The organism is Clostridium weizhouense, from assembly GCF_019431045.1.
GTDB lineage: Bacteria > Bacillota > Clostridia > Clostridiales > Clostridiaceae > Clostridium > Clostridium weizhouense.
Genome location: NZ_JAHXPT010000004.1, coordinates 171,677 through 183,706 on the forward strand (window position 1 = coordinate 171,677; position 12,030 = coordinate 183,706).

The 12,030-nt window shown below is 29.2% G+C and carries 13 protein-coding genes; all 13 read right to left on the reverse strand.

Annotated features, from left to right (window positions below; genetic code table 11):
• Window position 1: 1 nt before the first annotated feature.
• The gene (locus KYD98_RS07020) at window positions 2–445 is read right to left on the reverse strand and encodes an RrF2 family transcriptional regulator (protein ID WP_219778897.1); all 444 of its coding nucleotides are present in this window, start codon (window positions 443–445) and stop codon (window positions 2–4) included.
• Between the two features lie 83 nt (window positions 446–528).
• Window positions 529–1,773 carry a replication-associated recombination protein A gene (locus KYD98_RS07025; protein WP_219778898.1) on the reverse strand — a complete coding sequence of 415 codons (1,245 nt, stop codon included), beginning with the start codon at window positions 1,771–1,773 and terminating at the stop codon, window positions 529–531.
• A 209-nt stretch (window positions 1,774–1,982) separates the two neighbouring features.
• On the reverse strand, window positions 1,983–2,396 hold the full coding sequence (locus KYD98_RS07030) for a HutP family protein (RefSeq protein ID WP_219778899.1): 414 nt from the start codon (window positions 2,394–2,396) through the stop codon (window positions 1,983–1,985).
• Between the two features lie 277 nt (window positions 2,397–2,673).
• Window positions 2,674–3,615, reverse strand: coding sequence for a DUF4003 family protein (locus tag KYD98_RS07035; protein WP_219778900.1), 942 nt, complete (start codon window positions 3,613–3,615; stop codon window positions 2,674–2,676).
• A 429-nt stretch (window positions 3,616–4,044) separates the two neighbouring features.
• Window positions 4,045–4,860 carry an acetyl-CoA carboxylase carboxyltransferase subunit alpha gene (locus KYD98_RS07040; protein ID WP_219778901.1) on the reverse strand — a complete coding sequence of 272 codons (816 nt, stop codon included), beginning with the start codon at window positions 4,858–4,860 and terminating at the stop codon, window positions 4,045–4,047.
• The gene (accD, locus tag KYD98_RS07045; protein ID WP_219778902.1) at window positions 4,853–5,740 is read right to left on the reverse strand and encodes an acetyl-CoA carboxylase, carboxyltransferase subunit beta; all 888 of its coding nucleotides are present in this window, start codon (window positions 5,738–5,740) and stop codon (window positions 4,853–4,855) included. Before accD ends, KYD98_RS07040 begins: the two co-directional genes overlap by 8 nt.
• Window positions 5,733–7,085 carry an acetyl-CoA carboxylase biotin carboxylase subunit gene (locus tag KYD98_RS07050; RefSeq protein ID WP_219778903.1) on the reverse strand — a complete coding sequence of 451 codons (1,353 nt, stop codon included), beginning with the start codon at window positions 7,083–7,085 and terminating at the stop codon, window positions 5,733–5,735. The genes accD and KYD98_RS07050 overlap by 8 nt, the downstream gene beginning before the upstream one ends.
• Window positions 7,086–7,094: 9 nt before the next feature.
• Window positions 7,095–7,523 carry a 3-hydroxyacyl-ACP dehydratase FabZ gene (gene fabZ, locus KYD98_RS07055; protein WP_219778904.1) on the reverse strand — a complete coding sequence of 143 codons (429 nt, stop codon included), beginning with the start codon at window positions 7,521–7,523 and terminating at the stop codon, window positions 7,095–7,097.
• Window positions 7,524–7,527: 4 nt separating this feature from the next.
• A complete protein-coding gene (gene accB, locus KYD98_RS07060) occupies window positions 7,528–8,031 on the reverse strand; it encodes an acetyl-CoA carboxylase biotin carboxyl carrier protein (protein ID WP_219778905.1) in 504 nt (167 codons plus the stop codon).
• Between the two features lie 20 nt (window positions 8,032–8,051).
• Window positions 8,052–9,287, reverse strand: coding sequence for a beta-ketoacyl-ACP synthase II (gene fabF / locus KYD98_RS07065; protein WP_219778906.1), 1,236 nt, complete (start codon window positions 9,285–9,287; stop codon window positions 8,052–8,054).
• Between the two features lie 17 nt (window positions 9,288–9,304).
• Window positions 9,305–10,045: a 3-oxoacyl-[acyl-carrier-protein] reductase gene (gene fabG / locus KYD98_RS07070; RefSeq protein WP_219778907.1), complete on the reverse strand. Its 741-nt coding sequence runs from the start codon at window positions 10,043–10,045 to the stop codon at window positions 9,305–9,307.
• A 21-nt stretch (window positions 10,046–10,066) separates the two neighbouring features.
• Window positions 10,067–11,008 carry an ACP S-malonyltransferase gene (gene fabD, locus KYD98_RS07075; protein WP_219778908.1) on the reverse strand — a complete coding sequence of 314 codons (942 nt, stop codon included), beginning with the start codon at window positions 11,006–11,008 and terminating at the stop codon, window positions 10,067–10,069.
• Window positions 11,001–11,942: an enoyl-[acyl-carrier-protein] reductase FabK gene (gene fabK / locus KYD98_RS07080; RefSeq protein ID WP_219778909.1), complete on the reverse strand. Its 942-nt coding sequence runs from the start codon at window positions 11,940–11,942 to the stop codon at window positions 11,001–11,003. The genes fabD and fabK overlap by 8 nt, the downstream gene beginning before the upstream one ends.
• Window positions 11,943–12,030: the final 88 nt, after the last annotated feature.

Here is a 12,030-nt window from a genome sequence, read left to right on the forward strand (position 1 = left end):
TTTATTCACTCCTATCAACAATCTCTATTGATGTTTTTTTACCATCATAGTCATCTATTATATCTTGTAACGTAATTGAATTCATAACATCATCAATACTATCTTTTATCTTTTGCCATAGTAATTTTGTTGCACAACTGTCAACATTTGAACACTCTACTCCATCAATACAATCTGCTATTTCAACTGGTCCTTCTAAAACATGCATTATATCTCCAACAGTAATTTCTGCTGGTGGTTTACTTAATACATACCCTCCCTGAGCACCTCTTATACTTCTGATTATATTGGCTTTTCTAAGTGGACTAAATAGTTGTTCTAAATAATATTCTGAGAGACCTTGTCTTTTAGATATAGTTTTTATCGATGTCGGTGGCCCTCCATAGTTAAATGCCAGGTCAACCATAGCTCTAACTCCATATCTACCTTTTGTAGAAAGTTTCATTCATTTCACCCACTTATTATTTATTAATTATAAATTCCGTTTATATCTTATCAAAACACTCGGCTTTTGTCAATTAATTCGAATTACTTTTTTATTGTCTCCCAGTATTTTTTTATACTTTCTTCATATTTATTGTTCTGTTTAATATAGTACTTTTTTTCTCTTAGTTCTAAAGGTAAATATTCCTGCTTTACATAGTTGTTAGGATAATCATGAGGATATTTATATCCTCCAACCCCTAATTTTTTTGCGCCATTATAATGAGCATCTTTTAAATGCTTAGGTATATCACCAATATTTATTGACTCTAAATCACTCATTGCGGAATTTAGAGCCCTATAAGTACTATTTGATTTTGGAAGTGTTGCTAAATAAACAACTAGTTCTGATAAAATTATACCTGCTTCAGGAAATCCTACTTTTAAAGCTAATTCAATCCCAGAATTAACAACAGTTAATGCATTTGGATGTGCAAGCCCTATATCTTCTGCTACTATTACAGATATTCTTCTTATAATTGCTGACATATTCCCGCCTTTTATAAGTCTTGCTAAATAATGTACAGCTGCATTAGGTTCACTTCCTCTAATACTTTTTTGCAATGCACTTAATAAGTTATAAAATTCATCACCATTACTATCAGATCTTAAATTAGACTGACCAAGAGACTCTATATACTCAGTTGAAATTTCTTTAACTAACTTAACTTGAGAATTTATAGCTAATTCTAAAATATTATATGCTTTTCTATAATCCCCTTGAGAAATTTCTCCAATATATTCTAAAGCGTTCTCAGAGTATTTGACTTTTATACCTTCATTTAATAATTTATCTAAAGACTTTTTAAGACCTAATACTATATCTAAAACTTTTAGTGGTTCAAATTGAAATATATTACACCTACTTATTATAGCCTTGTGTATTACAAAATAAGGATTTTCTGTCGTACTTGCAATCAACGTTATTCGTCCATCTTCTATAAATTCTAATAAAGCTTGTTGTTGTTTTTTATTAAAATGTTGTAATTCATCTATATAAAGAACTATACCACCATAATTTAATAAATTATCTAAACTTCCCGTTATTTCCTGAATATCTTTTACAGATGCTGTTGTTGCATTTAATTTATAAAACTTTTTATCAACATAATTAGCCATTATATTAGCCAATGTTGTTTTTCCTGTTCCTGGCGGACCATAAAATATACAATTACATATTTGATTACTTTTTATTAAATTATATAACGGGCTTTTTTCACTTAATATATGTTTTTGCCCAACAAAATCCTCTAATTTATTTGGCCTCATTAAATCTGCTAATGGCCTCATATTTTCACCTCATTAAAATTACATATTATATAACTCTATTGTTAATACATGTAACATAATTTATATATAATTAATAGTAGAATAAAGCATAAAAAAAAGCAAACCTTTTATTGGTTTGCTTCTAACTATATATAACTATTAATCTAAATCTATCTTACTTAATATACTATTTTAAAAATATAATTCTAAATAATATTTTTTAAAATCCACTATATAGAAATAGCCCTATGTCCTATTCCTATAACAACTTCATCTAAATGAAGCAATCCTATACTTAGAAATATACAAACTGATATATGCTCTCCACCTCTAGCTATTCCAATTTTTCCACCAACATTTTGAGCATTTGCTCTATTAGAAATTTGATTTATAGCATCTCTAGTAGCACCTATAACAGCACCTTCATGTAAATGTTCTTCTCTTATAAGACCATTTCTCTTTGAAGCTACTAAAGCACTTTCTAATATCTTAGATATAGATGAATTAATATTTCCACCTATATTAACTGCTGTAACCTTAACATCTTGTTTATTATAAATTCTTTTTAATTCTTCCTCTTCATGTCTATCACATATGGCCATCTTAGTTGCAATTTTGGCAACTCTAGTACTATTGCTATCCATATTATTTCTGCTCCTTTTTATAAAATATTTAAAATTATATTAACATTTTGCTATGTTTTAAAACAGTGTTGATATTGTAGTATAAGCCTGAACTGGCATTGGAATTTGCTTTTTAGAACTCTTAAGTGAAAGTCAAAATTTTATATTTTGTTCCTCGAATTTACTGGACGAATGTATATGAGTCAAGTTTCCTATTTCAGTTCTGTCCATGAGCTTTATACTACAATATCAACATTCACTTAAAACATAGACTAATATTTAATTTTAAAATATATCCTTAGACTATTATTACAGACAGGTATTCTAATAACCTATTAAGTATATTTACTTCTCTATCCCAAAAAAAATTTGTATATTCTGCATAATTAACCTCAATATATTCATTTAAAACTAAAGCTATTGAAAGTAACATTAAAATATTTTTCTTTAAATACTTTTTTTCATAAAGACATTTATAAACTTCGAGTACATTATCAACAAATTTATCACTTTTTTCAACAATTAATACTGACAATCCTAGTAATAAATAATAATCTTTTTCTAATAAAATATTATTATCATAAAATAATTTTTTTATATCTTTAAGCTTCTCTAATCTATCTATATAATTTTTATTGTTTGAAAGCATCAACGTAGAGACAGAATATAATGCCTCCTCTTTATTTATACCTTTATTAATTAGTGTATCATAAATTTTAAAATAATCTTTTAATACTTCATCACACTCTTTTGTAAACATTGAAATATTTAAAAAACATAAGTTTCTTAAACTATATTCTTTTCCTATACCATATCTAGATTCTATATTTTCTTTTATGTATATCATTTTTTTTATAATATAATCATATTCTATTTCTGGAAATCTAACACTTATATTAAATGATATAAATTCAGTTAACTTGTCCAATTCAAATCTCTTACTAATCAAATGATTGTATATCATTGCTGTGTCCTTAATTATTTTTTCATAATTACTATTTGAATATAAAAAAATAGACATTACTTTTCTCATTTCTGAATTAAAGTTAGATCCTATATCACTCTTTTTTATATATTTTCTTATTGCTTTTAGTTTTACATAATCAATTTCTTCATTAGTTATAGTATATAAAAAACTTTCTAAAACTTTGATTTTGCTACTCTCAAGTCTTAATGACTTATTTAAATTATCATAGTATTCTTTGAAAATATTTACTTTACTTCTCAGATCTACGTCCATATTACCATCCTCTAATTTTAACAATATATTTAATATATATATTCTAATTAAATTAAGTTTATCTTTTATATAAAATTATATCTTTAGACACATGAAATAAAATAATACATAAAAGAATCATTGTATGTGACTTAATTAACAACATATAATTAGAAGTATATATATCATAAATTTTCTATATAAGTTCCTCACTGTATTGGTAAGTTATATTATTTATAAATATTTTAAGATTTATATTAATGAACAAACTTTAGTGGAACTTATATACTATCTTATTTCTACATAATATTATTGTCAATATTATTATATATAAATTTGTATTATGATATTTTTCCATTTTAGTAATTTTATATTTAAAGAAGCTCTATGATACTAAAATCCATAGAGCTTCTTTAAATATATTTTATATATTACAATATTAATTATTATTTAAATTCCAATTTTTCTAAATTTATCATATCTTTCATTTAATAATTTATCTATTTCTGTAAATCTAACTTCTTTTAATGAATTTGAAATTTCTTCCTTTATCATAAGAGTTTGCTTAACCGGATTTTTATGTGATCCCCCTTTAGGTTCTCTTACTATTTTATCTATAATACCAAATTTTTTTAAATCTTGTGCTGTTATTTTCATAACTTCAGCAGCTTCTTTTGCTCTTTTACTATCCTTCCATAAGATTGAAGCAAATCCCTCTGGTGAAAGTATTGAATATATAGCATTTTCTAACATAAGTATTCTATCACCAACAGTTAATGCTAAAGCACCCCCACTTCCACCTTCTCCAATAACGATTGAAATAACCGGTACTTTAAGTCTGCTTAATTCCACTAAATTATTTGCTATAGCACTTCCTTGCCCTCTTTCCTCTGCTCCAACACCACAAAATGCTCCTGGTGTATCTATAAAACAAATTACTGGTCTATTAAATTTTTCTGCTTGCTTCATAAGCCTTAAAGCTTTTCTATATCCTTCAGGATTTGGCATACCAAAATTTCTTTCAATATTTTCAGCAGTATTAGACCCTTTTGTTATAGCAACCACGGTAACATTTATACCTTCTATTGAAGCTATTCCACCTATAACAGCTTTATCATCTCCAAATAATCTATCACCATGAAATTCAATAAAATCTTTAAATATATTCTCAATATAATATTTTGCTGTAGGTCTTTCTTTATGTCTAGCAATCTCCACCTTTTCCCATGGTGTAACTGTTATAGCTTTCATTAACTCTTTATTCATATCTACCAACTCCATGTAAAACAAGAATTTTATATATACATGACCTCATATTGTTTCTTTCTATAATCTTATCAACAAAACCTTTTTCAAGTAAAAATTCTGCTTTTTGAAATGAATCAGGAAGAGTTTCTTTAATTGTATTTTCTATTACTCTTCTTCCTGCAAATCCTATCAAAGCATTTGGTTCACTTAAAATAATATCACCTTCCATAGCAAAACTTGCTGTTACACCACCAGTAGTTGGATCTGTTAAAACAGTAATATATAAAAGTCCCGCATCATCATGTTTTGCTATAGCACTACTTATCTTAGCCATTTGCATTAATGAATATATTCCTTCTTGCATTCTTGCACCACCAGAAGCAGTAAAGATAACAACTGGCATTTTATTTTCAGTAGCATATTCTACTATTCTAGTTATCTTTTCTCCAACAACAGTACCCATACTTCCCATCATAAAGAAACTATCCATTATAGCACATGCTATTTCTATGCCATTAACTCTTCCTACTCCTGTAACCACTGCTTCATTACTATCTATAGTATTTTTAATCTTTTTAATTTTTTCTTCATAACCTTCAAAGTTAATTGGATTATTAGTTGTTAGAACTTTCCACATTTCTTTAAATGTATCTTTGTCAAAAAACTGTTTTATTCTTTCTTGTGGACTTATTCTAAAATGATAACCACACTTTGTACAGACATGTTTATTATTTTCTAAATCTTCGTAATAAATCATACTATTACAACTATTACATTTGGTCCACATACCTGAAGGGATATTAGGTTTATCTTCAGGTATTTTTGCAGTAATATTATTTTTAAGTACTGAAGGATTAACAGTAGCATATTGATTTTTTCTAAACAAATCTTTAAGCATTATTCTTCACCATCTTTTCTGCTAAAAATGACGTATCATATTCTCCTCTTAAGAATTCTTCAGTTTCAAGTATAGAAAATTGAAAATCTATGTTTGTCCTAACCCCACCTACTGCAAATTCACCTAAAGCTCTTTTCATCTTAACAATTGCTTCATCTCGTGTTTTTCCATAGGTAATAAGTTTGGCAACCATTGAATCATAACAATATGGAATTTTGTATCCACAAAATATTGCTGAATCTATTCTTACTCCCATCCCACCAGGAAGGCAAAGTTCTGAAATTTCTCCTGGACATGGTCTAAAATCATTTTCTGGATCTTCTGCATTAACTCTACATTCTATAGCATGACCTGTTATATTTATATCTTCTTGAGTTAATGATAATTTTTCACCATAAGCTATCTTTAATTGTTCTTTGACTAAATCTACTCCTGTAATCATCTCTGTTATAGGATGCTCTACTTGTATTCTTGTATTCATTTCCATAAAATAAAAATTATTATTTTTATCAAATAAGAACTCTATTGTACCAGCATTCTTGTAATTAACAGCTTTTGCTGCTTTTTTTGCAATTTCACCCATGTTAGTTCTAATTTCTTCAGTTAGTATATTAGAAGGAGCCTCTTCTAATACCTTTTGATTTTTTCTTTGAAGAGAACATTCTCTTTCTCCTAAATGAATAACATTACCATGTTCATCAGCTAAGATTTGAAACTCAATATGTCTTGGATTTTCAATAAATTTTTCTATATATAATCTATCATCACCAAAACATGCCTTAGCTTCTGATTTTGCAGTTTTATATCCTTTTAAAAATTCTTCATCATTTCTTGCAACTCTTATTCCTTTACCGCCACCACCGGCTGCTGCCTTTATCATTATTGGATAACCAATTTCTTTGGCAATACTTAAAGCATGTTCTTCATTTTCTATAGAACCTTCATATCCTGGTACAACTGGAACATTAGCTTTTTTCATTATTTCTCTAGCTCTTGCTTTATCACCCATTAATTCAATAGATTCATAGTCTGGCCCTATAAATTTTATATTACATTCTCTACACATCTTTGCAAATTTAGGGTTCTCTGATAAAAATCCAAATCCTGGATGTATTGCATCTGCGCCTGTTAAAACACAAGCACTTAAGATATTTGTAATATTTAAATAACTGTCTTTAGCTGCAGCTGGTCCTATGCAAATTGCTTCATCAGCTAATTGAGTATGAAGTGCTTCTTTATCAATTTCTGAGTAAACAGCAACTGTAAGAATTCCCATCTCTCTACAAGCTCTAATTATTCTAACTGCAATTTCTCCTCTGTTTGCAATAAGCACTTTTTTAAACATAAACTTCACCTATCCTATAGCAAAAAGTATTTCAGCTTCACAAACTGTTTTTCCATCAACTGATGCTATCCCTTTACCTATTCCTATTGGTCCTTTTAATTTAATTATTTCACAATATAAATCTAATCTATCTCCTGGTACAACTTTGGCTTTAAACCTTACTTTATTAGTTCCAGCAAATAATGGTGTTTTACCTTTAAACTTTTCCATAGAAAGAATTGCTACTGCACCCGCTTGAGCTAATGCTTCTATTTGTAAAACTCCTGGCATAATAGGTTCTTCTGGATAATGTCCTTGGAAAAACTCTTCATTTGCAGAAACATTTTTATATCCTCTTACAAATAATTTTTCTTCTATATCCATCTCAGTTACTCTATCAATAAGTAAAAATGGATATCTATGAGGCAAAATTTCCTTTATTTCTTTTATCTTTAACATACAATTACTCCCCCTTTATAGCAAACAATTTTTGGCCATATTCTACCATATCTCCATCTTTTGCAAAGCATTTAATTATCTTACCGCTATAATCACTTTCAATTTCATTCATAAGTTTCATAGCTTCAATTATGCAAATAGTTTGACCTTTTTTTATTTCATCTCCCTCGTTAACAAAAGGATCACTTTCAGGAGATGGTGATGAATAGAATGTACCCACCATTGGTGAAGTGATTATTGTTGCATCACCTAAATCATCATTTTCAAGTTGTTTATTTATATTTAATTCTTCTCTTAGTTCTTTTTTTTCTTGCTTATTAACTTTCTCAATTTTTTCATCAACTAATTCTCTAACTGATACATTTTCTTTATTATTAGAAACTTCTCCTAAATTTCTAGTTAATGACTTATCCATTTTTATATAACTTTCATCAGTCTTTATTTCAAAAAATGCTAAATCCGAAGCATTTACCACATTAATAAGTTCTTTAATTTTTTCAAAATCCATAAAAATTCCCTCCTAAATTACTATTCCCATCTTTTAAATAGCAATGTTGCGTTATGTCCACCAAAACCTAAAGAGTTTGTTAAAGCATACTTAACATCTTGTTTTCTTCCTATATTAGGTACATAATCTAAATCTAACTCTTCATCTTTTGTTTCATATCCTATTGTTGGAGGAATAAATCCTTCTTCTAAAGCTTTTATACATATTACTGATTCAATGGCTCCAGCTGCTCCTAATAGATGACCTGTCATTGATTTTGTAGAAGATATCGGTATGTTATAAGCATCTTCTCCAAAAACTCTTTTAATTGCAGCAGTTTCAAATTTATCATTTAATTGAGTTGAAGTTCCATGTGCATTAATATAAGAAACTTCACTTTCTTTTATTCCAGCTTCATTTATTGCTTGAAGCATAGATTCTGCTGCTCCAACTCCATCTGGATGTGGAGATGTAATATGATAAGCATCACAAGTTGAACCATAACCAACTATTTCTGCTAAAATTTTAGCTCCTCTTGCTTGTGCTGATTCTAAAGATTCAAGTACTAGTATTCCTGCTCCTTCTCCCATTACAAAACCACTTCTATTTTTGTCAAAAGGAGTAGATGCTTTAGATGGATCATTAGATGAATTAAGCGCTTTCATACTATGAAATCCACCTATACCAATTCTTGTGATTGGAGCTTCTGCTCCTCCTGCTAACATTATATCTGCATATCCATGCTTTATAGCTCTAAATGCATCCCCTATATTGTTAGTTCCAGTTGCACATGCTGTTACTACTGATGTGCAAGCTCCTTCTAAACCATATTGAATTGCAATATTTCCTGCTGCTAAATTTATAATAGCCATTGGAACAAAAAACGGAGACATTCTTTTTGATTTTCCTGTAACTAACTTACTACATTCACTCTCAATTGTAGCAAATCCACCTATTCCTGAACCTACCATAACTCCAAATCTCTTTTTATCTACTTTATCTAAATCTATACATGAATCTTTTATTGCTTCATCAGCTGCAACCATTGCCATTTGAGCAAATCTATCTAGTCTCTTGCACTCTTTTTTTCCTATTATATCTTCTGGGTTAAAATCTTTAAGTTCCCCAGCAATCTTAACATCAATTAAATCATTATCGATTAATTTTATAAAATCTATCCCTAATTTACCTTCTTTACTATTTTTCCAAAACGTATCTACATTATTACCTATAGGAGTTAATGCTCCCATACCTGTAACTACAACTCTTCTTTCCATAACTCTCTAATCCTCCACTACATTACCATTCCACCGTCAACGTTTATAACTTGACCTGTGATATATTTTGAATCTTCACTAGCAAGAAAAGCTACAACACCTGCAACATCTTCTGTAGTTCCAAATTTCTTTAATGGTATGTTTTTCTTCGCTTCTTCTTTTACCTTATCTCCTAAAGTGCTCGTCATATCAGTTTCAATAAATCCTGGTGCTACTGCATTTACATTAATGCCTCTTCCACCCAACTCTTTAGCTAAAGATTTAGTCATTCCTATAACCCCTGCTTTAGATGCAGCGTAATTTACTTGCCCTGCATTTCCAACAACACCAACTACTGATGAAATATTTATTATTTTTCCATGCTTTTGTTTTACCATAACTGGAGTAACTGATTTTAAACAATTAAAAACTCCTTTTAGATTTACATCAATGATGCTATCAAAGTCCTCTTCTTTCATTCTAAGTATAAGCGTATCTTTTGTAATTCCAGCGTTATTTACAATAATATCTATAATTCCGAATCTTTCTTTTGCTGTATTTATAAGATTTTCCACTTCATTTAAATTACTTATGTCACCTTTAACAGTTAAAACTTCAACACCCATTTTTTCTATTTCAGCAGCAACTATTTTAGCTTCGTCTTCACTACTTCTATAATTTAAAACTATATTTGCTCCAAGTGAAGCGAGCTTTAAAGCAATGGCTTTACCTATTCCTCTTGCTGCACCTGTAATAATCGCACATTTTCCTTTTAACATATAATATAAATCCTCCTTAAGCTAGTTAACTTCTAAGCTCTTTAATACTTTATTTAATGACTCCATATTTTCAACATTTAAAATTTGAACATTTCTATTAATCTTTTTTACAAATCCGCTAAGTATCTTACCTGGACCTACTTCAATAAATGTATCTACTCCATTTTCTATCATATCTTCAATAGTTTTATCAAAAAGTACTGATGATCTTATATGTCTCTTTAATAAATCCTTAATATCATCATCTTCTTTGTAAGGTAATCCCTTTACATTGGAATAAACTACTTTATTTAATTCTTTTATAGTTACTTTTTCTAATGTATTATAAAATTCTTCACTTGCTGGTTTCAAAAGTGAACTATGAAATGGTCCACTCACTTTTAAAGGTATACCTAAACCACCAAGTTCTTTAGCTATTTTTACTGCCTCATCAATTGCTTTATTTTCTCCTGCAATTGCTACTTGTTTAGGACAATTATAATTTGCAGCTTCAACTATTCCAAATTCACTTGCTTTTTCTAATAACTCATCTATTTTATCATTATCAAGTTTCAATATAGCAGCCATCTTTCCAAGACCCTTTGGAAGTGAATTTCCCATTATTCTTCCTCTTTCTTTTACAAGAAGTAATCCATCTTCTAATGAAAGTGCTCCACCATATATCAACGCTCCATATTCACCTAAACTTAGTCCAGCAGTATATTCAGCATTAATGTTATTAACTTCAAGAGCTTTTAAAGCAACTAAAGAAGCAATTACTATTGTAGGTTGAGCATTTTCAGTTTGCATTAATGCTTCTTCTGGTCCATTAAATAACATATCCTTTATAGGCATATTTAATATTTTTTCTGCATTATCTACTATTTCTCTACACTCAGGTATTTCTTCATAAAATTCCTTTGCCATACCTACATATTGAGCTCCTTGCCCAGGAAAAAGGAATGCTATTTTTCTATTACTCATTGTTTCCTCCAAACAGCTTGAATCTTTCTTTTGCTTCGTTAAACATTTCTTCAATTATTTCTTTAGAAGTTTGTTCTTTATTAACTAATCCTGCAATTTGACCTGACATTATAGAACCATTATCCATATCACCTTCAATAACAGCTTTTCTTAATGTCCCAGCACCTAGTTTTTCTAACTCTTCAACATCTGCACCACTTTTTTCTAATTTAACATAATTTCTAGAAAGTTTATTTTTAATAACTCTTACTGGATGTCCCGTTGATCTTCCTGTTACTTCTGTATCTATATCTTTAGCTTTCAAAATCTTATCTTTGTAATTTTGATTCACTGTACATTCCTTAGATACTAAAAATCTAGTTCCAACTTGAACACCTTCAGCACCTAGCATAAATGAAGCTGCTACGCCTCTTCCATCACCTATTCCACCAGCTGCTATTACTGGAATACTAACTGCATCTACAACTTGTGGTATTAAAGCCATAGTAGTTAATTGGCCTACGTGTCCACCTGATTCTGTTCCTTCAGCTATAATAGCATCCGCACCTGATTTTTCCATTCTTTTAGCAAGAGCTACTGATGCAACAACTGGAATTACTTTTATATTATGGCTTTTCCATTTTTCCATGTATTTTCCTGGACTTCCTGCACCTGTTGTAACAATAGATACTCCTTCTTCACATACTAAATCTGCTATTTCTTCTGCATTTTCAGACATTAACATTATGTTTACACCAAATGGCTTCTTAGTTAATTTTTTAGCTTCTCTTATTTGATTTCTAACCCATTCAGTTGGTGCTGCACCTGTTATTATTCCTATCCCACCTGCTTCACTTACTGATGCTGCTAAAGAAGCATCTGCTATCCAAGCCATACCTCCTTGAAATATAGGGTATTCTATATTAAGTAATTCGCATACTCTATTATTCTTCACTAAAATTTCCTCCTAGTAATTTTATAAAAATACTAAACTTTATAAGTAAATCGGGAATACTTATAATTGCATGCCCGATTTATTTATC